The 22,100-nt window shown below is 73.3% G+C and carries 18 protein-coding genes; 7 read left to right on the top strand and 11 right to left on the bottom strand.

The genetic code is table 11. The features are described 5' to 3' along the window. Window positions 1–194 precede the first annotated feature (194 nt). The 10 genes from ACXN5W_RS24800 to ACXN5W_RS24755 all read right to left on the bottom strand — a co-directional run bounded on the left by ACXN5W_RS24800 (window position 195) and on the right by ACXN5W_RS24755 (window position 13,895). Complete coding sequence (locus ACXN5W_RS24800) at window positions 195–1,418, bottom strand: phenylacetate--CoA ligase family protein (RefSeq protein WP_473160774.1); 1,224 nt, start codon at window positions 1,416–1,418, stop codon at window positions 195–197. 51 nt (window positions 1,419–1,469) lie between these two features. Then, complete coding sequence (paaI, locus tag ACXN5W_RS24795; RefSeq protein WP_473160773.1) at window positions 1,470–1,886, bottom strand: hydroxyphenylacetyl-CoA thioesterase PaaI; 417 nt, start codon at window positions 1,884–1,886, stop codon at window positions 1,470–1,472. Between the two features lie 142 nt (window positions 1,887–2,028). Continuing rightward, the gene (locus ACXN5W_RS24790) at window positions 2,029–2,718 is read right to left on the bottom strand and encodes a response regulator (protein ID WP_473160772.1); all 690 of its coding nucleotides are present in this window, start codon (window positions 2,716–2,718) and stop codon (window positions 2,029–2,031) included. Beyond that, window positions 2,715–5,267 (bottom strand): DUF4118 domain-containing protein, encoded by a 2,553-nt coding sequence (locus ACXN5W_RS24785; protein ID WP_473160771.1) that lies wholly within the window; start codon window positions 5,265–5,267, stop codon window positions 2,715–2,717. Before ACXN5W_RS24785 ends, ACXN5W_RS24790 begins: the two co-directional genes overlap by 4 nt. Before the next feature lie 72 nt (window positions 5,268–5,339). Beyond that, window positions 5,340–6,221, bottom strand: coding sequence for a potassium-transporting ATPase subunit C (locus ACXN5W_RS24780; RefSeq protein ID WP_473160770.1), 882 nt, complete (start codon window positions 6,219–6,221; stop codon window positions 5,340–5,342). Next, window positions 6,221–8,332: a potassium-transporting ATPase subunit KdpB gene (kdpB, locus tag ACXN5W_RS24775; RefSeq protein ID WP_473160775.1), complete on the bottom strand. Its 2,112-nt coding sequence runs from the start codon at window positions 8,330–8,332 to the stop codon at window positions 6,221–6,223. Before kdpB ends, ACXN5W_RS24780 begins: the two co-directional genes overlap by 1 nt. Before the next feature lie 5 nt (window positions 8,333–8,337). Continuing rightward, the gene (gene kdpA / locus ACXN5W_RS24770; protein WP_473160769.1) at window positions 8,338–9,993 is read right to left on the bottom strand and encodes a potassium-transporting ATPase subunit KdpA; all 1,656 of its coding nucleotides are present in this window, start codon (window positions 9,991–9,993) and stop codon (window positions 8,338–8,340) included. After that, window positions 9,993–10,082, bottom strand: coding sequence for a K(+)-transporting ATPase subunit F (gene kdpF, locus ACXN5W_RS24765; protein WP_473160768.1), 90 nt, complete (start codon window positions 10,080–10,082; stop codon window positions 9,993–9,995). The genes kdpA and kdpF overlap by 1 nt, the downstream gene beginning before the upstream one ends. After that, entirely contained in the window at window positions 10,079–10,264 is a 186-nt protein-coding gene (locus ACXN5W_RS24760; RefSeq protein ID WP_473160767.1) for a hypothetical protein, read from the bottom strand. Before ACXN5W_RS24760 ends, kdpF begins: the two co-directional genes overlap by 4 nt. A 184-nt stretch (window positions 10,265–10,448) precedes the next feature. Then, window positions 10,449–13,895, bottom strand: a complete 3,447-nt coding sequence (locus ACXN5W_RS24755) for a SpoIIE family protein phosphatase (protein WP_473160766.1) — start codon at window positions 13,893–13,895, stop codon at window positions 10,449–10,451. Between the two features lie 265 nt (window positions 13,896–14,160). Here ACXN5W_RS24755 and ACXN5W_RS24750 point away from each other — a divergent pair, with 265 nt between their 5' ends. From ACXN5W_RS24750 to ACXN5W_RS24740, 3 genes are all read left to right on the top strand, one after another. Then, window positions 14,161–14,988, top strand: coding sequence for a class I SAM-dependent methyltransferase (locus ACXN5W_RS24750; protein WP_473160765.1), 828 nt, complete (start codon window positions 14,161–14,163; stop codon window positions 14,986–14,988). Window positions 14,989–15,179: 191 nt separating this feature from the next. Further along, entirely contained in the window at window positions 15,180–15,716 is a 537-nt protein-coding gene (locus ACXN5W_RS24745) for a TspO/MBR family protein (protein WP_473160764.1), read from the top strand. 162 nt (window positions 15,717–15,878) lie between these two features. Then, complete coding sequence (locus ACXN5W_RS24740; protein WP_473160763.1) at window positions 15,879–17,270, top strand: NAD(P)/FAD-dependent oxidoreductase; 1,392 nt, start codon at window positions 15,879–15,881, stop codon at window positions 17,268–17,270. A 129-nt stretch (window positions 17,271–17,399) separates the two neighbouring features. Here the strand turns inward: ACXN5W_RS24740 and ACXN5W_RS24735 are convergent, their stop codons facing one another. Next, complete coding sequence (locus ACXN5W_RS24735) at window positions 17,400–17,900, bottom strand: hemerythrin domain-containing protein (RefSeq protein WP_473160762.1); 501 nt, start codon at window positions 17,898–17,900, stop codon at window positions 17,400–17,402. A gap of 239 nt (window positions 17,901–18,139) precedes the next feature. Here ACXN5W_RS24735 and ACXN5W_RS24730 point away from each other — a divergent pair, with 239 nt between their 5' ends. The 4 genes from ACXN5W_RS24730 (at window position 18,140) to ACXN5W_RS24715 (ending at window position 22,063) form a co-directional block, all read left to right on the top strand. Further along, window positions 18,140–18,697 (top strand): AMIN-like domain-containing (lipo)protein, encoded by a 558-nt coding sequence (locus ACXN5W_RS24730; protein ID WP_473160761.1) that lies wholly within the window; start codon window positions 18,140–18,142, stop codon window positions 18,695–18,697. Between the two features lie 89 nt (window positions 18,698–18,786). Then, the gene (locus ACXN5W_RS24725; protein ID WP_473160760.1) at window positions 18,787–19,467 is read left to right on the top strand and encodes a response regulator; all 681 of its coding nucleotides are present in this window, start codon (window positions 18,787–18,789) and stop codon (window positions 19,465–19,467) included. A gap of 11 nt (window positions 19,468–19,478) precedes the next feature. Further along, on the top strand, window positions 19,479–21,140 hold the full coding sequence (locus tag ACXN5W_RS24720) for an ATP-binding protein (RefSeq protein ID WP_473160759.1): 1,662 nt from the start codon (window positions 19,479–19,481) through the stop codon (window positions 21,138–21,140). After that, window positions 21,137–22,063 carry a Gmad2 immunoglobulin-like domain-containing protein gene (locus tag ACXN5W_RS24715; RefSeq protein ID WP_473160758.1) on the top strand — a complete coding sequence of 309 codons (927 nt, stop codon included), beginning with the start codon at window positions 21,137–21,139 and terminating at the stop codon, window positions 22,061–22,063. Before ACXN5W_RS24720 ends, ACXN5W_RS24715 begins: the two co-directional genes overlap by 4 nt. The last annotated feature ends 37 nt before the right edge of the window (window positions 22,064–22,100 follow it).

Raw genomic sequence — 22,100 nt, 5'->3', positions numbered from 1 at the left:
GGGGAAGTAGTAGGGGGGTGTGCGGGGGGGGCAGTGGCTGCCGTACTCTCGTCGGAGGGGAGGGCTGGTTGGGGAGGTGGGGTAGGGGGGGTGTTCCCCCCCCCCCCCCCCCCCCGCGTCCGGATCGCGCTGGCGGCGGCCCGGCTTCCCGGGCCGGGCCGGAAACGGCTTCCCCGGAGCCGGCCCGCTCGGTCTCAGCGGATCCGGCGGACCACCAGGTTGCCCACCTTGCCGGTGCGCTCGTTGGCGATCAGCGCGTCGACCAGGCTGACCTCCAGGGCCCCCGGGTTGCGCTGGAAGACGATGCTCGGGCCGAATCCGGCACCGAGGATGTGCGTCCGGACCCGCTCGGCCAGCTCCGGCCCGCCGTCCCGGGCCGGCTGCACCAGCACCTCCAGCACGCTGCCCGCGTCGGAGAACTCCTTGACCAGCAGCTGCGCCCGGGCCACCCCGGCCAGTGCGGTCACGTCGCCGACCAGGTCCGCGACGTTCAGCAGGTGCCCACGGAACTTGACCAAGCCGTCGCGGCGACCGAACACCCGCACCGCCCGGTCCGGCCGGCCGCAGGAACAGGCGACGAACTCGCCCGCGTCGCCGGTGCGGTACCGCAGCACCGGGTTCAGGCCGCTCGGGTTCAGCGAGGTGAAGTCCAGCATCTCGTCCTCGCCCACGCCGATCAGTTGGGACGGCAGCGGATGCCAGGTGTCCGCCGCGCAGTCCGGGGTGTTGGTGGCCAGCACCCAGGTCTCGGTGCTGCCGAACATGCCCCATCGGCGGGCCTGCGGGGCGACGGCCCGGATGTCGTCGTCGAGCCCGGGATCCCAGCCCTCACCGAGCCAGAGCACCGAGCGCAGTTCGGGCAGCTTGGCGCCGCTGTCGGCGGCGTGCCGGAACAGCAGCGCCAGCACGCTGGGGGTGCCACCGATGGCGGTCACCCCACGGTTGGCGAAGAACTCCAGCCAGGCGTCGTACTCGTCCGAGGTCAGCGCGCCGACGTTCATGGCGGTGCACTTCGCGTGGTCGACGTAGGCGTTGACCAGGAAGTGCGCGCCCCACATCTTGCCCGCGCTCCAGCCGTTCACGAACACGTCGTCCCGGCCCAGCGGCTGCCAGTGCTCGTACACCTCGCGCATGTAGAGGCCGGTCGGCGCGTACCCGACCTGCGGGGCTCCGGTGCTGCCGCCGCTCTGGAACACCCAGGTCGTGGCGTCCTCGGCGCGCGGACGCAGGTGCGCGAGGGCGACCTGCAGGTCATCCTTGCGCAGCACCGGCACGTCGGCCAGGTCGGCCAGGGAGTCCAGTCGGGCGACGTCGGCGTACCGGTCGGCGAGCGCCGGCACCGACCTCAGATCGGCCAGCAGCCGCCGGACCCGGGCCAGTTGCGCGTCGTCCAGGGCGGCGGTCAGGAAGTCGGCCATCGTCGTTCACTCCTGCGGTTGGTCGGGTGGGCGGATTCGGAACCGCGCGGCTCATCGCGGCTCCCCGGGGGTCCGCCGGGCCAGCTCGACGCTGTGGCCGCGTAGCTCGGCCACCACCTCACCGCCGGCCCGGGTGACCGTGACGTCGTAGATGCCGTTCGGGCCGGACCGGGACCGCTCGACCGCCTCGGCGACCAGTTCGACGCCGATCGGCACCGGGCGCAGAAAGGTGACCTGGGCGCCCTGCGCGAGCGCGACCGGGCCGGCCGCGTTGGCGGCGTAGCCGAAGGCGGTGTCGGCCAGTAGGAAGACGTACCCGCCGTGGGTGATGCCGTGGGTGTTCGCCATGTCCTCGGTGACCCGCATCCGTACCCGCGCCCGGCCCGGGGCGGCTGCGTCGAGCACGATGCCCAGCGCCCGGCTGACCGGGTCGTGGGCGTACGGGGTGGCGGCGTCGGCGCTGATCATGGTCCTCACCCGGGGTCGGCGTCCTCCGGAGCGTCCCATCGGCCGCCACAGATGGGCTGCGGATCCGCTGCGAATCCACAGCCCGGCCACGGGCACCGTGCCACGACCAGCGCTGCGTCGCGATCGCCCGCAGCCGAGGGGATCAGGGTCGGTAGCGGTAACCCATCCCGGGTTCGGTGATCAGGTGACGGGGGCGGGCCGGGTCGTCCTCGAGCTTCCGCCGCAGCTGAGCCATGTACTGCCGCAGGTAGTTCGTCTCGTTCTGGTACTCCGGCCCCCACACGTCGCGCAGCAGCTGTCGCTGGCTGACCAGCTTCCCCGGGTGCCGCAGCAGCTTGTCGAGCATCGCCCACTGGGTGGGGGTGAGCCGGACCTCGGCACCGTCGTCCCGGGTGACGACCCGGTCGGCCAGGTCGACCGTGTGCCGGCCGACCCGGGCGGTCGCGGTTGGCGGCACGGCGTCGGCGGTGGTCGCCAGCCGGCGGGTGACGGCGCGGACCCGGGCGAGGAGTTCGTCGATCCCGAACGGTTTGGTGACGTAGTCGTCGGCGCCGGCGTCGAGCGCGGCGACCTTGTCGTGGCTGCCGGCCCGGCCCGAGAGCACGATGATGGGTACGGCGGTCCAGCCGCGCAGCCCGCCGATGACCTCGACGCCGTCGAGGTCCGGCAGGCCGAGGTCGAGCACCACGAGGTCGGGCGGGTGGCTGGCGGCGACCCTGAGCGCCTCGGCGCCGGTGGCGGCCACCGCGACGTCGTAGCCACGGGCGCGCAGGTTGATCCGCAGGGCGCGCAGGATCTGGGGTTCGTCGTCGACGACCAGGATCCGGGTCATGCCGGTGGTCCCTTGCGGGCCGGTCGTCCGGCGGCGGGCAGCCGCAGCACCATGGTCAGTCCCCCACCCGGCGTGGTCTCGGGAGCGATGCTGCCGCCCATGGCCTCGGCCAGGCCGCGGGACAGCGCGAGACCGAGACCGACCCCGATGGTGTTGTCCCGGTCGCCGAGCCGCTGGAACGGCAGGAACACCTGATCCCACTGGTCCTCGGGGATTCCCGGGCCGGTGTCGATGACCCGCAGTTCGACCTGACCGGCGTGGCTGCTGGCGGTGATCGTGGGCGGCTGCCCGACCGGGCTGTACCGCAGCGCGTTGGCCACGATGTTGACCAGCACCCGCTCCAACAGACCCGGGTCGGCATGCGCGGCCGGCAGGTCGGCGGGAATGGCGGTGTGGACGTCGGCCGCGGCGGGACCGAGTTCGTCCAGTGCCCGGGGTACCACGTCCTCCAGCCAGAGCACGGTGGGATGGACACCGAGCGCGCCGGCCTGCAACCGGCTCATGTCCAGCAGGTTGGCCACCAGCCGGCCGAGCCGATCCAGCGACTCGTCCGCGGTGGCCAGCAGCTCGGCCCGGTCGTCGGCGTCGAACTCCACGTCGGGGCTGCGCAGGCTGCTCACCGCCGCCTTGGCCGAGGCCAGGGGGGTCCGCAGGTCGTGACTGACCGCCGCGAGCAGGGCGGTGCGCATCCGATCGGCCTCCGCCAACGGCCGGGCGGCGGCGGCCTCCGCCGCGAGCCGCTCCTGCCGCAGCGCCACGGCGGCCTGGGCGGCGAACGCCTCCACGACCCGCCGGTCGGCGGCCTCCAGCCGCCGGCCGGACAGCACCACGGCCAGGCGTTCGTCGACGGGTACCACGGTCTCCCCCGCGCCGGGGCTGGTGGCCGGCGCGTCGCCGACGCTGGCGGCCACCGCCCAGGCGCGGTCCTCGCCGGCCCGGCCCGGCCGGCCCCGGCCGTCGGCGGTGAGTTCGAGGACGCTGACCGCGCGGAGCGCGAAGGTCTCCCGGAGCCGATCCAGCAGGGCGGGCAGCGGCCGCTCGCCCCGCAGCACGCCACCGGCCACGGTGGCCAGGGTCTGCGCCTCCGCGGCGGCGCGGGCGGCCTCCCGGGTACGCCGGGCGGCGACATCGACGACCCAGCTCACCGCCACCGCGACGCCGATGAAGACGGCCAGCGCGAGAAGGTTGTCCGCCTCCGCGATGGTCAGCGTGTAGTAGGGCGGGGTGAAGAACCAGTTGAGCAGCAGGGAACCGCCCAGCGCCGCGAGCAACGCGGGCCATCGCCCGCCGACCAGCGCGACGCCCACGACGGCGGCGAGGACCAGCAGGATGTCGTTGGTCAGCGTCAGGTCGGGCAGCGCCCACAGCAGCAGGGCGAACAGCGGCACACCGAGCCCGGCGAGGGTGAACCCGAGCAGCCGGCGCCGCCGGGACAGCGCGGCCGGCACCCTGACCGCCCACCGGCCCCGGCCGGCCTGCGGGTGGGACACGAGGTGGACGTCGATCGGGCCGGACAGCGCGATGGTGGTGACGCCGACGCCCCTGGTCAGCAGCCGGGCGAGCCGGCCGCGACGGCTGGCTCCCAGGACCAGCTGGGTGGCGTTGACGCCACGGGCGAAGTCGAGCAACGCGGCCGGCACGTCGGCGCCGAGGACCTGGTGGTAGGTGCCGCCGAGGCTTTCCATCAGGACCCGCTGCCGGGCGAGCTGGGCCGGGTCCGCACCGGCGAGGCCGTCGCTGCGGGTCACGTGTACGGCCAGCAGGTCGGCGCCCTTGCTGCGGGCGGCGATCCGGGCGGCCCGCCGGATCAGGGTGTCCCCTTCGGGTCCGCCGGTGAGCGCCACGATGACCCGCTCGCGGGCCTCCCAGGTCTCGGAGATGCCCTGCTGGTGGCGGTAGTCGTCGAGCTGCTCGTCGACCTTGTCGGCGAGCCAGAGCAGGGCGAGTTCGCGCAGTGCCGTGAGGTTGCCGATCCGGAAGTAGTGGCCGAGCGCGGCGTCGATCCGGTCGGGCCGGTAGATGTTGCCGTGCGCCATCCGGCGACGCAGCGCCTCCGGGGTCATGTCCACCAGCTCGACCTGACCGGCGGCCCGAACCACCTGGTCGGGCACGGTCTCCCGCTGTGCCGTGCCGGTGATCTGGGCGACCACGTCGTTCAGCGATTCGAGGTGCTGGATGTTGACCGTGGACAGCACGCAGATCCCGGCGTCGACCAACTCCTGGACGTCCTGCCAGCGCTTGCGGTTGCGGCTGCCCGGAACGTTGGTGTGGGCGAGTTCGTCGACCACGGCCACCTCGGGACGGCGGGCCAGCAGGGCGTCGAGGTCCAGCTCCGCGAACTCGGCGCCCCGGTGGGTCAACGTCCGGCGGGGCACGATCTCCAGGTCGCCGACCATGGCCGCGGTGTGCGGCCGGCCGTGCGTCTCGACCAGGCCGATCACCACGTCCGTGCCCCGTTCGGCGCGCCGCCGGGCCTCCTCGAGCATGGCGTAGGTCTTGCCGACGCCAGGTGCGGCGCCGAGATAGATGCGCAGTTCCCCACCGGCCACGACCCCATCCTTCCGGGAAGGAAGGGCCCCCTGTTATCGCTTTCTGTATAGCAAGGGGCCCCTCTTAACGCCTTATCCGAGCGGGAACCCACGGTCGAGCGCGACGTTCAACTCCAGCACGTCGACCGTGGGAGCGCCCAGGAACCCGAGCGCCGGCCCGGTGGTGTGCGCGTGGACCACGGCACGGATCCGGTCCGGGTCCGCGTGCCGCTCCCGCGCCACCCGAGCCACCTGGATCTCCGCGTACGCCGGGGAGATGTCCGGGTCGAGGCCGCTGCCGCTGGCGGTGACCGCGTCGGCGGGTACGGCGGACCGGGCCGGCGCGTCGCCACGTACGGGGGTGATCAGCCCACCCTCGGCGACGTAGTCGTGGCCGGGCTGGGCCAGCTCGACCACGACGCCCTGCCAGGTGGCCAGGAACGGCCGGGCCGGAGCGACCTGGTTGACACTGACCACCCGGGTGACCGGTCCGGTCAGCCCGGCGCGGTGGAACACGGCGAGCACCGCGCCCACCCCGTCGGACGTGCAGTACGGGCGCCGCCCGTCCACCCCGTTCAGCTCACCGACCTCCTGGCTGCGCCGGCACACCTGGCTGAGCAGGCTGGGCCTGGTGTGGTCGGGTTCGGCGGCGAGGCCGTCCACGACGTTCTCCGGGCCGAGGTTGCTGGCCGCCGTCGCGGTGGGATCGTAGCCGACGCCGGCCGCCGAGGGACGGGACTGGAAGTAGCCGGGAACCGGTCGACCGGCGCCGTCGGTGAACGACTGGCCGATCAGGGCGCTGCCGACGGTCCGGCCGTCGGCCGTGACCAGCGAGCCGGCGGCGCGGTGCTCCAGGCCGGGGAGCCGGCCCGCCGCCACCAGGGCGAGCGGGTAGGCGACGCCGAGCAGCACGGTGAAGACGAGCAGCACACGTAGCGCGGCCAGGTGCCGGGCCAGCCAACTGGGTAGGCGCATCACGAGATCCCCGGGACGAGTTGGACGAGCAGGTCGATGAGCTTGATGCCGACGAACGGCACGACGATCCCGCCGAGTCCGTAGCGCCACAGGTTGCGGCGCAGCAGTTCGGCGGCGCCGGCCGGTCGGTAGCGCACGCCACGCAGGGCGAGTGGGATCAGCGCGATGATCACCAGCGCGTTGAAGATGACCGCCGAGAGGATCGCCGACTCCGGACTGGCCAGTCGCATCACGTTGAGGACGGCCAGGCCCGGATAGAGCCCGGCGAACATGGCCGGGATGATCGCGAAGTACTTCGCCACGTCGTTGGCGATGCTGAACGTGGTCAGCGCGCCCCGGGTGATCAGCAACTGCTTGCCGATCTCGACGATCTCGATCAGCTTGGTCGGGTCGGAGTCGAGGTCGACCATGTTGCCGGCCTCCTTGGCCGCCGACGTGCCGGTGTTCATCGCCACCCCGACGTCGGCCTGGGCGAGCGCCGGAGCGTCGTTGGTGCCGTCCCCGGTCATCGCGACCAGCCGGCCGCCCTCCTGTTCCCGGCGGATCAGCGCGAGCTTGTCCTCGGGGGTGGCCTCGGCGAGGAAGTCGTCCACCCCGGCCTCGTCGGCGATGGCCTTCGCGGTACGCGGGTTGTCGCCGGTGATCATGACGGTCCGGATGCCCATCCGGCGCATCTCGGCGAACCGCTCCCGCATCCCGGATTTGACCACGTCCTTCAGGTGGATCACGCCGAGCGCCCGGGCCGGTTCCCCGTCGACGTGCTCGGCGACCACCAGCGGGGTGCCGCCGACGCCGCTGATCTCGTCGACGATCCGCCCGACCTGCTCGGTGGGGTGGCCGCCGTTCTCCCGTACCCAGCTGAGCACCGCGCTGGCGGCACCCTTTCGGATCCGACGGTGCGGCCCGGACGTGCCCCCGCCGCTCGCGTCGGCACCCAGGTCGACGCCGCTCATCCGGGTCTGCGCGGTGAACGGCACGAACGTGGCGTGCGAGATCAGCCCCGGCTCACGCTCCCGCAGCCCGAACTCGTTCTTCGCCAGCACCACCACCGAGCGCCCCTCGGGCGTCTCGTCGGCCAGGCTGGACAGTTGGGCCGCGCCCGCGACGGTCGCCGGGTCCACCCCGTCGGCCGGCAGGAACTCGGCGGCCTGCCGGTTGCCCAGGGTGATCGTGCCGGTCTTGTCCAGCAGCAGGGTGTTGACGTCGCCCGCAGCCTCGACGGCCCGGCCACTCATCGCCAGCACGTTGCGCTGCACCAACCGGTCCATCCCGGCGATACCGATCGCGGACAGCAGCGCGCCGATGGTGGTCGGGATCAGGCAGACCAGCAGCGACGCCAGCACCACCCCGGTGACGCCGGAGTCGGTGATCGCCCCGGAGTCCGGGGCGGCGGCCTGGTAGCCCTTGGCGAAGATGGCCAGCGGCTGAAGCGTCACCACCGCGAGCAGAAAGACGACCGTGAGCGCGGCCAGCAGGATGTTCAGCGCGATCTCGTTCGGGGTCTTCTGCCGGTTCGCCCCCTCCACCAGGGCGATCATCCGGTCGAGGAAACTCTCCCCGGGCTTCTGGGTGATCCGTACGACGATCCGGTCGGAGAGCACCCGGGTACCGGCGGTGACCGCGCTGCGGTCGCCACCGGACTCCCGGATCACCGGAGCGGATTCGCCGGTGATCGCCGACTCGTCCACGCTGGCGATGCCCTCGACGACGTCACCGTCGCCCGGGATGATCCGGCCGGCCTCGACCAGAACGATGTCACCCTGCCTCAGGTCGGACGCCGCGACCGCCTCGTCGCGGTAGGCGTGCGGCGCGGCCCCGGGGGTCCAACCGAGCAGCCGGGTGGCGACGGTGCCCTTCCTGGCCTGCCGCAGGGTGGCGGCCTGCGCCTTGCCCCGACCCTCGGCCACCGCCTCGGCCAGGTTCGCGAAGATCACCGTGAGCCAGAGCCAACCGGTGATCGCGAGACCGAACACCGACGGGTCCGCCCCGGCGAGCACGGTGGTGAAGACAGCGCCTATCTCGACGATCAGCATCACCGGGTTGCGCCACAGCACCCGCGGGTCCAGCTTGCGCAGTGCGTCGGGCAGCGACCTGATCAACTGTTCCTTCATGGTGGTCACAGCCCTTCCGCGAGCGGGCCGAGCGCGAGGGCGGGCAGGAAGGTCAGCGCCACGAGGATCACCGTGACCCCGGCGACCATCCCCACGAACAGCGGCCGGTGGGTCGCCAGGGTGCCCGCGGAGGGGGGCGTGGGGGTCTGCCGGGCCAGTGACCCGGCCAGGGCCAGTACGAGGATGATCGGCAGAAACCGGCCGAGCAGCATGCACAGCCCCAGCGCCGTGTTCCACCACGGGGTGTTCACCGTGATGCCGGCGAAGGCCGAGCCGTTGTTGTTGCCGGCCGACGTGAACGCGTACAGCACCTCGGACAGGCCGTGCGGCCCGGCGTTGAGCGCGGTCGCGTTGTGGCCGGTGGCGAACGCCGCCGCGGTACCGCCGAGGACCAGCGCCGGGGTGACCAGGAGATACAGCGAGGCGAACTTGATCTCCCGGGAGCCGATCTTCTTGCCCACGTACTCGGGGGTGCGGCCGACCATCAGCCCGGCGACGAACACGGTGATCACCGCGAGGACCAGCATGCCGTACAGGCCGGAGCCGGTGCCGCCCGGCGCGACCTCGCCGAGCATCATGTTGCCCAGCGTCATCATGCCGCCGAGGGCGGTGTACGAGTCGTGGAACGAGTCCACCGCGCCGGTCGAGGTCAGGGTCGTCGCGGCGGCGAAGGTGGCCGAGTCCGACACACCGAACCGGATCTCCTTGCCCTCCAGCGCCGCGCCCACCGCCTGTGGAACGGTGCCGTGCCCGGCCAGTTCGAAACCGTTGGTCAGCGCCACACCGCCGAGGGCCAGCACCGCCATCACGGCGAGGATCGCGTACCCCTGCCGGTTCTGCCCGACCATCCGGCCGAAGACCCGGGGCAGGCTGACCGGGATCAGCAGGAGCAGGTAGATCTGGAACCAGTTGGTCCAGCCGGTCGGGTTCTCGAAGGGGTGGGCGCTGTTGGCGTTGTAGAAGCCACCGCCGTTGGTGCCCAGTTCCTTGATCGCCTCCTGGCTGGCCACCGGCCCGCCGGTGAGGTGCTGGGTGCCGCCGGTCAGCGCGGTGACATCGACACCGCCGGAGAGGTTCTGCACCGCCCCGCCGAGCATCAGCGCCACCGCGCCGAGCACCGAGATCGGCAGCAGGACCCGCACGGTGATCCGGGTCAGGTCCACCCAGAAGTTGCCCAGGTCACCGGTGCGGCTCCGGGCGAACCCGCGGATCAGCGCCACCACCACGGCGATGCCGACGGCGGCCGAGGCGAAGTTCTGCACCGCCAGCCCGGCCATCTGCACCAGGTGGCCCATCGTCGACTCGCCGGCGTACCACTGCCAGTTGGTGTTGGTCACGAACGACACCGCCGTGTTCCAGGCGCCGTGCGGCACCACCGCGGGGTGGCCCAGAGACAGCCAGAGGTGGTTCTGCAACCGTTGGAAGGCGTAGAGGAACAGCACCGAGACCGCGGAGAAGGCCAGCACGGCCCGGGCGTAGACCCCCCAGGTCTGCTCGGCCGCCGGGTTCACTCCGACCAGGCGGTAGATCCCTCGTTCCAACCGGCTGTGCCGGCTGCTGGCCACCGTCCGGTACAGGTGGTCGCCGATCGGCCGGTAGCCGGCGGCCAGCGCGGCGACCAGGGTCAGCCCGAAGACCACCCCGGCTGTGGTCGTGGTCATCAGAACCGCTCCGGGAACAGCAGGGCGACGACCATGAGGACGCCCAGGCCAACGGCCACGGCCAGCCCGACGGCGTTGACGGCGTTCACAGCTTCTCCACCCCTCGCACCACGAGGGTGAGTGCCGCGAACAGCGCCACCGTCACCAGTACGAACATCACGTCAGGCACGCTGACTCCTCCGTGCGGATCTGTCTCGGCGACCGTGATCGGTCGCGCCGGGTAAGCAAACCGCCCGGATCCGCCCCCGGACAGGCTCCATAACGCGACCATGACGGCGGTCCACCGTTTCTTGACGGGCTTTTCACGCGACCGGACCGACCCACGCGACCGGACCGACACCACGCGATCAGGGCCGATACGGACGGCCACGCCGATACCGGCGGCCGGGGCGGTACGGGCGGCCAGGTCGATCCGGGCGGCCGTGGGGCCGTACGGGTGGCCGGGCCGGTACGGGTCAGTCCGGGAACCGCAGGATGACCAGCGCCTGGTCGTCGTCGGTCGCCGGCAGCCGGTCCATCACGGCGGCGGCCACCGTCTCCGCGCTCCCGCCGGCCGCCTCCGTCAACACCGCGGCGAGTTCGGCCGCCCCGTCCGGGTACTCGTGCTGGCGGCGCTCCACCAGCCCGTCGGTGAACGCCACCAGCAGGTCCCCCGGGCCCACGGTCAGCACCGTCACCGGGATCGTCTCGTCGACCAGGCCGAACGGCAGGGCGCGGGCGGTCGACACCGGCACGATCCCGCCACTGCGGCGCAGGTGCAGCGGATGGGGGTGTCCGGCCCGGACCAGTTCGACCCGCCGGTCGGCCGGATCCACCAGCATGACCAGGCAGGTGCCCAGGAACGCCCGGCCGAGCAGGGTGGTGACCCGCCCGAACAGCTCGCCCAGCGGGACGCCGAGCCGGATCAGGGTGCGTACCACCGTCCGTAGCTGGGCCATGTCGGCCGCCGCCTCCACCTGGTGCCCGACCACGTCCCCGACCACCACGGCCAGCCGATCGCCCTCGACGGGGATCAGGTCGTACCAGTCGCCGCCGAGGTTCAGGCCGGTCATCGCCGGCCGGTACCGCACCGCGACGTCCAGGCCCGCCGGCGGCTCGCCCAGGGTGTCGAACAACCGGCCGGCCAGCCGGCTGACCAGGTCGTGCTCGGCGGTGGCCAGCCGGACCCGCTCCAGCGCCTGCTCGCAGAGGTCGGCGATGGTGTCCAGAACGGCCAGGTCGGTGGCCCGGAAGGGTCGGGCCCGGGACCAGCCGAGGCCGAGCGCCGCGATCGGTCGTCGGCGCACGTCCAGCAGCGGCAACGCCACGGTGGTGACCATGCCGTTGTCGGCGGCGGTGTCCACCAGGCCCGGATACCGCTGCCGGAACGCCTCCCGGTCGGGCAGCAGGATCCGCTCACCGGTACGCAGGCACTCGGTGATCGGGCGGGGGTCGTCCGGCGTCAGGTCCCGGTACCGTTCGGCCCACGGGTGCGGCGGGTCCGGGTAATACAGCCGGATCCGCCGCCCGTTCTCCCGGAGCAGCAGGCCGGGTGCGACGGCGCCGAGCACCGGTGGTACGGCGGCGAGGACGGCCTCAATCGCCTCCGGCATGGTCCGGGCGACGCTGAGCCGGGCCGCGAGGTCGGCCATGGCCCGGGTCGACCGGATCAGCTCGGCCCGTTGCAGCGACTGGCTCGCGAAGCCGGCCACCGTGGTCAACAGGCTGTCCAGCACGTGGTCGCGCCGGACCGGGCCGCGCCAGCAGACCTGCATGGCGCCCAGGGGCGTGCCGTCGCCGTGGTGCAGCGGAACGCTGATCTCCCGGATCAGCACCGGGTCCGGGCCGTGGGCGGGTCCGGGGTCGGCCACCGGACGGACCCGGTTGTCGCGGATCGCCTCGGCCAGCGGCAGGTCGGCGTCGAGGTCCAGCCGCTCGTGTACGACGGCGGCGCCGGACGCCGTATCCGCCACAGCGGCGCCGGACGCCGTATCCGACGGTTCCGCCACGGCGGCGCCGGACGCCGTATCCGACGGTTCCGCCACGGCGGCGCCGGGTGCCGGAGCGGCGGATTCCGCCGTCGTCGACCCGTCGCAGCGGACAGCGTGCAGGGTCGGCTGACCGGGTTCGGCCACCGCGATCCGCACCTCGGCCGCGGCGAACACCGCCCGCGCGTGGACCACGATGGCCCGCAGGATCTCGTCCGGGCCCGGTGCCGTGCTTAGTTCGCCGGCGAACCGGGCCAACGCCTGTGCCCCGCGCAGCGTCCGCTGCCGCTCGCTGATGTCCCGCGCCACGGTGGCCAGGTATGCGGTCGCGTCCGGCTCCGGTCCGGTGGTCACGGTGAACATCTGGTGGTCCACTTCGACCTGGACACCGGTGTCCACCCTGGCCAGTCGGGTCTCGGCGCGCCGGTGCCCGTCCCGGACCGCGGCGGGGATCAGCTCGTCGTGCCAGGCCCGGCGCGCGGCCGGCGGCGCGAAGTCGGTGAGCCGGTGCTCGCCGACCGTGGGCGCCGGCACCCCGAGCAGTTCCTGGCCGGCCGGATTGACGTACACCACCTGGCCGTCCAGGCCGGCCACCGCGATGGCGTCCCCGGAGCGTTCGACCAGCGCCTGGAACAGCCGCAGTTCCGCCTGGGCCAGCCGTTCGGCGGTCAGGTCGGTGGCGTAGGCCAGCCAGCGCAACGGCCTGCGGACCAGGGCGACCACCCCGATCAGCACCGGCACCGGATGGCCGTCGCGGTGCAGGTACTCCTTCGCGTACGCCTGCGCGCGGCCGGTGGCGACCAGTTCCTTGAGGGCCCGCCCGTCCGCCTCGGCCCACTCGGGCGGGGTGAGGTTCCGCCAGGTCAGTCGGCCCTCGGTCACGTCGGCACGCTGGTGGCCGAGCATGGTCAGGAAGGCGTCGTTGGCCTCGGTGATCCGTTCGCCCTCGCCGCCGAACACCGCCAGCACGTCGGTGGCGGCCAACCGTTCGAACCGGGCCCGCTCGGCACCGAGCGCCTCGCGTAGCCGGGTGCGTTCGGTGACGTCGACGACCGTGAAGCCGACGCCGATCGTCACCGGTGGCCGGGCGCCGCTGGCATGGGTCGACGGCTCGGCGATCCGGATCGGAAAATAGCTGGCCACCGTGTGCCGGACCCGGTTCGCGGCGGCGTCCCCGGCGCCCGCGCCGCCATCGTCGTCGGGGCCGCCGTCCCCGGGGCCGCCGTCGTCGTCATCCTCGGCCACCGAGAACTCGATCCCGCTGATCGGCCCGGCCACCAGGGTACGGCTCATCAGCTCCGCCACCCGGCGGCCGAGCAGCGGCAGCACCTCGGCCGGGGTACGCCCCAGGTGTTCGATCTCGGAAAGGCCGTTGATCGCGGCCAGCGCCGGATTGACGTACTGGAAGCGCAGTTCGGTGTCCACCCAGCCGAATCCGACCGGCGAGCTGTCCAGCAACGCCTCGCTGATCGCGGTGGTGCGGTCGGCCGCCTGCTCCGCGACGACCAGGTCCTCCACGTCGGTGAAGGTGCCGAGCCACTCGACGATCACGCCCGCCGCGTCCCGCAGCGCCTTGCTGCGGGCGGCCACGTGCCGGTAGCTGCCGCTGTCCGCGTGCCAGATCCGGAAGGTGGTCCGGTAGACCCGGGCGCCGGTGCCCAACGCCTCGGCCCAGGCCTGCTGGACCCGGGGCAGGTCGTCGGGATGCACCATCGCCGACCAGCCGTCACCGGCATGCTCCGGCCAGGACTGTCCGGTGTACGCCACCCACGACGGCTGCGGTTCCACCACCCGACCATCGGCCGAAGTGGACCAGATGATCGCTGTCGAGGCTTCGACCAGCGCGCGGAACCGCCGGTCAGGGTCGACCGATCCGCCACCGGCGGCGTCGGCGCCGCCACCGGCCGGGATCGACGTCGGTCCGGAGTCGCCCACCGTGCGACCTCCACCCGCTGGCCAACTGCTCTGCAGGACACCGGAACCGTATCACCGCCCACGCTCGCACCACCCCGCCCGAACGTGTGAACGCCGCGCGGCGTCGGACGGTGCTCCGCGCCGGACGGTCCGCGCCGGACCGTGCTCCGCCCCGGGGGGTGCGGCCCGGACGAGGCGACCCGGTCGGTTGTCGGGGAACCCACTGGCCGCGCGTTGTCGGGTAACCCGCTGGCCGCGCGCCACCCGGTGTGGCAGGGTGCCCGGCGTGGACGAGGACTACCGGGTGATCAACCAGGCGATGTGGGACGAGCGGGCGCCCGCGCACGCGGCGTCGGCCGGTTACGGGCTGCGGCGATTCGTCGAGGATCCGGAGCACCTGAGCCATGTGGTGCGGTTCGACCGGGACCGGCTCGGCGACATCGCCGGGCTGCGCGGCGTACACCTGCAGTGCCACATCGGCACCGACACCCTGTCGCTGGCCCGGCTCGGCGCCCGGATGACCGGCCTGGACTTCTCCCCCGCCGCCCTGGTCGAGGCCCGCAGGCTGGCCGCCGACTGCGGCGCCGAGATCGAGTACGTCCGGTCGGACCTCTACGACGCCGTCGACGCCCTCGGCGCCGGTGGATTCGACCTCGTCTACACCGGCGTCGGCGCGCTGGGCTGGCTGCCTGACATCCGCCGCTGGGCGACGGTGGTCGCCGGTCTGCTGCGCCCCGGCGGGCGGCTGCACCTGCGCGAGGGCCACCCGGTGCTGTTTGCGCTGCCCGATCCGCGGCCCGACGGCCTGCTCCCGCTGGAGTACCCGTACTTCGAACTGGCCGAGGGCACCGTCTGGGACGAGGACGGCACGTACGTGGACACCGACGTCAGCTTCACCAACACCCGGTCGGTGGAGTGGAACCACGGCCTCGGTGAGATCGTCACCGCGCTGCTGGACGCGGGCCTGACCCTGACCGCGCTGGTCGAGCACGACAGCGTGCCCTGGGAGGCGTTACCCGGCCAGATGGAGAAGGTCGAGTTCGACGAGTGGCGGCTGATCGACCGGCCCTGGCGGCTGCCGCACACCTACACGCTCCAGGCCGTCAAGCGCTGAGCCCGTCAGGTCGGGTCGGCCCGTCGGCCCGTCAGGTCGGGTCGGCCCGCCCGGTCGGCCCGCCCGCCCGGTCGGCCCGCCCGGTGAGGCGGCTCCCGCGCGGGCGGCACCGGCCGCTGGGCGGGTGACCCGGCCGACCCGCGGACCGGTGGATGGGTGCCCGGCACCTGGGTACTCACTCCCGTATGCGCATGCCCACCTCACTCGGTGCCACCCTGGCGGTCGGCGCCACCGCCGTGGCCGGCTCGATCGCCACCGCCCCGGGCTCCCGGTGGTACCGGACCCTGGACAAGCCGCGCTGGCAACCGCCACCCGCCGCGTTTCCACTGGTCTGGACCCCGCTGTACGGCCTGATCGCGCTCGCCGGCGCTCGGGCGCTGAACCGGACAACCGGGGATGAACGGACCAGATTCGCCCGCACGTACGGCACCAACCTGGCCCTCAACGCGGGATGGACGGCGCTGTTCTTCCGGGCCCGCAGCCCACGGCTGGCCCTCGCCGAGATCGCGGCGCTGAACGCGGCCAACGTCACCCTGGTCGGCCGGGCCTGGCGGGCCGACCCGGTGGCCGGGGCGGCGCTGCTGCCGTACGTGGTCTGGACCGGTTTCGCGACGGCGCTCAACGCCGCCATCGCGGCCCGCAACCCCGCCGGTGGCAGGGCCGGTCGGGGCTGGATCCGGCCGGGCCGGGCGCTGGGCCGGCGGCCCTTCCGGATCGGCGGGCGATGACCCGGCATTTCCGCCTCGGGGATGTGTCCAAGCTCGCCACGTGGCCTGGGATACACCTTCGTGCCGCGGTGGCCAACCGGGTCGTACTGTTCGAGCGTAGCCAGCGGGGATCGACCGTGGACATCGGGGACCGGAGATCATCGTCGGGGACCGGAGATCATGATGAACGCGAGAGCTGAACGCCGACACCACGTGGTCGTGGTCGGAGCCGGTTTCGGTGGCCTCTTCGCCACCAAGGCGCTCCGGAACGCGCCCGTGGACGTCACGCTGATCAACGGGACGGCGCAGCACCTCTTCCAGCCACTGCTCTACCAGGTGGCCACCGGCATCCTTTCCGAGGGCGAGATCGCGCCCCCGATCCGGGAGGTCCTGCGGCGCCAGGACAACGTCGAGGTGCTGCTGGGCACCGTCACCGAGGTCGACGTCAAGGCGAAGACGGTGACCGCCACAGCGCCCGGCACCTCCTACACGGTCGAGTACGACAGCCTGATCGTGGCGGCCGGCGCCTCCCAGTCGTACTTCGGCAACGACCAGTTCTCGGAGTACGCGCCGGGCATGAAGAGCATCGACGACGCCCTGGAGCTGCGCGGCCGGATCTTCGGCGCGTTCGAGCTGGCGGAGCTGGAGTCGGACCCGGAGCTGATCGACCGCTGGCTGACGTTCGTGGTCGTCGGTGCCGGTCCGACCGGTGTCGAGATGGCCGGCCAGATCGCCGAGCTGGCCCACCGCACACTGCCCAAGCAGTACCGGCGGATCGACACCCGACGGGCCCGGGTGATCCTCCTCGACGCGCTGGACGCGGTGCTGCCGAGCTTCGGCGACCACCTGTCCACCCGGGCGCTCCGCCAGCTCCACGAGATCGGGGTCGAGGTGGAACTCGGCAACAAGGTCGTCGGCGTCGACGACACCGGCATCGAGGTGGAGACCCCGCGCGGCCACCAGCGGATCGAGTCGATGACCAAGATCTGGGCGGCCGGTGTCGCCGCTCCCCCGCTGGCCCGGCAGCTGGCCGACGCGGTGGGGGTGGAGACCGACCGGGCCGGCCGGATCAAGGTCAACCCGGACTGTTCGCTGCCCGGGCACCCGGAGATCTTCGCGGTGGGCGACATGATGTCCCTGGACCAGCTGCCCGGCGTCGCCCAGGTCGCCATCCAGAGCGGCCGGCACGCCGCCGGTCAGATCAAGCGCCGGTTGCGCGGCCGGGAGACCGGGCAGCCCTTCCACTACTTCGACAAGGGCAGCATGGCGACCATCTCCCGCTTCTCGGCGGTCGCCAGCGTGGGCAAGCTCCGGTTCAGCGGCCTGATCGGCTGGCTGATGTGGCTGGTTGTCCACCTGTTCTACCTGGTGGGCTTCAAGAACCGGATCACCGCGGTGCTGCACTGGGCGGTCAGCTTCATCGGCCGCGGCCGGTCCGAGCGGGTCGCCACGTTCCAGCAGGTCTTCGCCCGCCGGGCGCTGCGCCAGGCCGGCCCGGAACTGATCCAGTTCGGCAACCGGGACGACCGGGGCGTCGACGCCCGGGGGCAGGCCACCGCCATCCGCCGCCGCTGACCGCAGGGCAGCGTCGCTGGCCGGGACAGCGTCGCTGGCCGGGACGGTCGAGCGGGCTCCGCGCCAGCACGGCGCCGAGCCCGCTCCGTCCGACGGCGCGGGGCCCTGCCCGGCCGGACCGGGGCGCCGCTACGCGCGTACCGCGTCGATGGCCTTCTTCAACGCCTTGGGCGCGGTCGGCGTGCGCGGCGCCTTCTCCCGAAGCTCCAGCATGGCCGCGCCGATCTCCTGAAGGTCCGCCCGGCCCAGCCCGTCGCGGACCTTGGGGAACCACTCCTGTTCCTCCTCCTCGATGTGGTGCGTCACGTTCTCGATCAGCACCGTCACCTTGGCGTCGAACCGCTCGTCCGCCGGCTCCAGGCCGGCCAGCTCGAAGCAGAGCACGTCGGCGACGTGGTGCTCCTCGTAGGACTCGAGGATGTCGTCCTCCAGGTCCGGAAGCCGCTTGCGGACCTCCGGATACATGCACTCGTTCTCCAGGTACGTGTGGACGGTGAGCAGCTCCAGGATCCGGTCCACCAGCTTCCGCTTGGTCGCGGTCGCGTTCTCCCCCGCCCGCTCGAACTCCCTGAACAGCCGGCGGATCTCCTTGTGGTCGTCCCTGAGCAGCACGATGGCGTCGGTGGACATCCGATACCTCCCGGGTTGGTGACGTCACCGCGGCCGGTACCCGGGTCTCGACCTCGGCAAACGGGACCGGACCACCGACCCGGACAGCGGCGCCGTCAGGTCGTGGCGACCGACCTCTGTTACGGGACGGTTACCGGACGGCGAAGCTCCGGTGGCGCGCACCGTCCATCGTTACCCGCAGGAGCGGACCGAGACCGGTCCGTGTCCAAGAGGGTGGGACGAGAAATGGGGAGGTTGCGATGCGGATCCGAAGAGCACTTGTCGCCCTGCTGGTTCTGGCCGCTGGACTGGCCGCCGGCACGGTTCCGGCGGCCGCCGCGGCGGCACCGTACTGCGGCATCACCTGGGGCAGCACCGACAGGTCCGGTGGGGCCCTGGCCACCGCGCCGCTGATCGAGGTACGCGCCGGGCAGCAGGACTGCTACGACCGGGTGGTGTTCGAGACCGACGGACCCGCGAACGGCTACCGGGTGCGCTACGGCGAGGCGTACACCGGCGGGCAGGGCCTGGCGCTGTCGCCGTACACCGCCGGCGGGGCGGTGCTGGAGGTGGTGCTGCTGGTCCCGGCGTACGACCTGAACACCGGGACCGTACGCTATCCGGCCGCCACCGGCGACCATCCGCTGAACCTGCTGGGCTACCCCACGCTGCGGGATGTGGTCTACGGCGGCAGCTACGAGGGGTACACCACGTTCGCGGTCGGCGTCCGGGACCGGCTGCCGTTCCGGGTGAGTGTGCTGGCCGGTCCGGGAACCCACAGCCGGATCGTGCTCGACGTCGCCAACCGCTGGCAGTAGGACGGTCGGCGGGCTGACGACGCGGGCTGGCGCGACGGGCTGACGGGGCGGCCGATGTCCCGCCAGCCCGCCCGGCGCTACCGTGCCTCATGGACGGCCATGTGCTGGTGGTGGAGGACGATCCGTCGATCCGCGAGGTCACCGCGCTGGGCCTGCGCCGGTCGGGATTCCGGGTGAGCACGGTCGGGGACGGCCGGGGCGCGCTGGACCGGTGGCGGGGCGGCGGGGTCGACCTGATCGTGCTCGACGTGCTGCTGCCGGGCCTGGACGGGCTGGAGGTCTGCCGGGAGATCCGCCGGACCAGCCCGGTACCGATCCTGATGGTCACCGCCCGCACCGACACCACCGACGTGGTGGCCGGACTGGAGTGCGGCGCCGACGACTACGTGCGGAAGCCGTTCGAACCGGCCGAACTCGTGGCCCGGGTCCGCGCCCTGCTGCGGCGCGGCAACCTCAGCGTCGAGGAGCCGGTGCTGCGGGTGGGTGACCTGGCGATCGACCCGGCCCGGTACACCGTGTCCCGCGCCGGCCGGGAGGTGGCGCTCACCGCCACCGAGTTCCGGCTGCTGCTGGAGCTGGCCCGCCGGCCCGGTCGGGTGTTCACCCGGGACCTCCTGCTGGACCGGGTCTGGGGCTATCCGTACCTGGGTGACTCCCGGCTGGTCGACGTGGCGGTCCAGCGGTTGCGGGCCAAGGTGGAGACCGACCCGGCCCAGCCGAACCTGATCCAGACGGTACGCGGGGTCGGCTACCGGCTCGCCGAGCGGTGAGGCGTACCCCGGTGTCCGGCCCCGCCGGACCTCCCGCCGCGTCCCGCACCTCCGCCCCGGCCGGCGGTCCGCCCCGGGCCCGTACCTCCGCCGCGGCAGGTGCCGGGCCACGGACCCGGCGGGTCCTGCCCGGCCGGTTCCGGCGTCGGCTGACGATCGCGTTCGTGCTGGTCGCCGGCGTCTCCGCCGCCGTGCTCGCGCTCGGGTCGTACCTGCTGGTGCAGCACGCCCGGCTGGCCGACTCGCTCGACCAGGCCGCCACCGATCTGCGCTACGAGCTGGTCCTGGCCGGCCAGTTCACGCCGTTGGACCCGGAACGCAGCGCCGACCTGCTCGAATCGTTCGAGGGCAGCGGTCGGCACGTGATCCTGGCCTCCGCCACCGGGTTGGCACCGTCCAACCCGGCGGTCCGACCGGCGCTCGCGCCACGGTTGCGCGCCCTGGTCGGCACCGGCCAGCTCGGCTATCAGCGCTTCCCGGACCAGCTCGTGGTGGGTGGCCGGATTCCCGGGACCACCACCGAGCTGTACGTCGTCCACCCCGAGGACCGGATCCGCCGCGACCTGGCGCAACTGCGGTACGCGCTGCTCGCCGGCTGGCTGCTGGCGCTGCTGCTGGCCGGGGCCGTCGGGCACACCCTCGCCCGGCGGACCCTCGAACCGGTCGGCCGGGCCAGCCGGGCGGCCCGATCGATCGCCGAAGGGCTGCTGTCCACCCGGCTGCCGGTGACCGGAACCGACGAGTTCGGCGCGTGGGCGCTGTCGTTCAACGAGATGGCCGAGGCGTTGCAGGGCAAGAGCGCGGCACTGGCCGCGGCGCGACACCGCGAACGGCGGTTCACCGCGGACGTGGCGCACGAACTGCGTACCCCGGTCACCGCGCTGGTCGGCGCGGCGGCGCTGCTGGCGGACCGGCTCGACGACCTGCCGGACGACGCGCGCCGGCCGGCTGAGCTACTGGTCGGCGACACCGTCCGGCTGCGCCACCTGGTGGAGGACCTGATGGAGATCTCCCGGCTGGACGCCGGCCGGGAGCCGGTGGCGACCGAACCGGTCGACCTGGCCACCCTGATCCGGTCGATCGTCGCGGCCCGGGGCTGGACGGACCGGGTCCGGGTACGCGCCGACCGGACCGTCCGGCGGACCGACCCGCGCCGGCTGGAACGGGTGCTGGCCAACCTGATCGCCAACGCGGTCGAGCACGGCGGCCGGGACGTCCTGGTCACCGTCACCGACGGTGGTGCTGGCGCGGCCGGCGGTGGTGCGGCCGGTCACGGGGGCGATGGCGCCGGCGCGACCGCTGACGGTACTGGTGTGCGTGTGACGGTCAGCGACGCCGGTCCGGGGATCCCGCCCGGACACCTGCCGTACCTGTTCGACCGCTTCTACAAGGTCGACCCGGCCCGGGGTGGTCGGGGCAGCGGCCTCGGTCTCGCCATCGCCCGGGAGAACGCCCGGCTGCTCGGCGCCACCCTCACCCTGGACAGCCGGCCCGGCGCCGGTACCCGGGTCCGCGTCGACCTGCCGGCCGTACCACCCGCAGGCCCGGCTACGCACCCGCCCGGCGCCCCACCCGCCAGCCCGGCCGGTGCCGTACCCACCGGACCAACCGGCAGCCCGGCTGGTGACCCACCCGGCGGCCGGCCGGGGGCCGACACCGAGGAGCCGGCATGAGGCAGGCCCGGAAGCTCGCCGCGGTGCTCGCCCTCGCCCTGTCCACCGCGGGCTGCGGATCACCGGTCGGGTCGCTCGGGCCGGCGCCGACCGGCGGCCCGACCACGGCGACGACCACCGGTCCGGCGCCCGGAACGTCGGCGCCGGACCCCAGTCTGCCGGCGACCTCCGCCCGGCCACACCCGACCCACGGGTCCGGCCCGGCCGACCCCACCAGCGCGACGCCGGGCCGGATCGACGAACTGGCCGTGGAGCTGTGGTTCGTCCACGCCGGACGGTTGCAACCCACCCGGCACCCCCGGCCGGCCACCCCGGCCACCTCCCGACTCACCCTGGCGGAGCTGGCCGCCGGCCCCACGGCGGCGGAGGCAGCCGCCGGTCTGGACACCACCGTGCCCGCCGGGCTCACCGTCGCCGGCATCACCGCCCGGGTCGAGACCGTGGTGGTCGGCCCGAGCTTCGACGCGGGCGACCCGGCGACGGTACGGCTGCGCCAGGCGCAGGTGGTCTACAGCCTGACCCAGTTCCCCACCGTCGGCCGGGTGGTATTCCGCCGCGCCGGCCGGCCCGATCCCCCGCCGCTGGACCGGGCCGACCTGGCCGACCTGCTCGCGCCGATCGTGGTGACCACCCCGACGTTCGGCGACACCGTGACCAGTCCGGTCCCCGTGACCGGCACGGCCGACGTCTTCGAGGCGACCGTCAACGCCCGGGTGCTGGACGCGGCCGGCCGGCCGATAGCCTCCGCGTTCACCGTCGCCACCTGCGGCAGCGGATGCCGGGGCGACTACCGGCTCACGATCGGCTACCGGCTGCGGACCGCCCAGTCCGGCCGGATCGAGGTGTTCGAGGTGTCGGTCCGGGACGGCAGCCGGGTCAACCTGGTGTCCCGGCCGGTCTGGCTGACCGCCTCCGGCGGCTGACCGGGACGTCCGGCCGAGGACGAGCGGCCGGCCTGGC

This window comes from Plantactinospora sp. A48 (genome assembly GCF_055793945.1).
The sequence above is the reverse complement of the archived record's forward strand: the minus strand, read 5'-3'. Positions and strand labels throughout refer to the sequence as shown.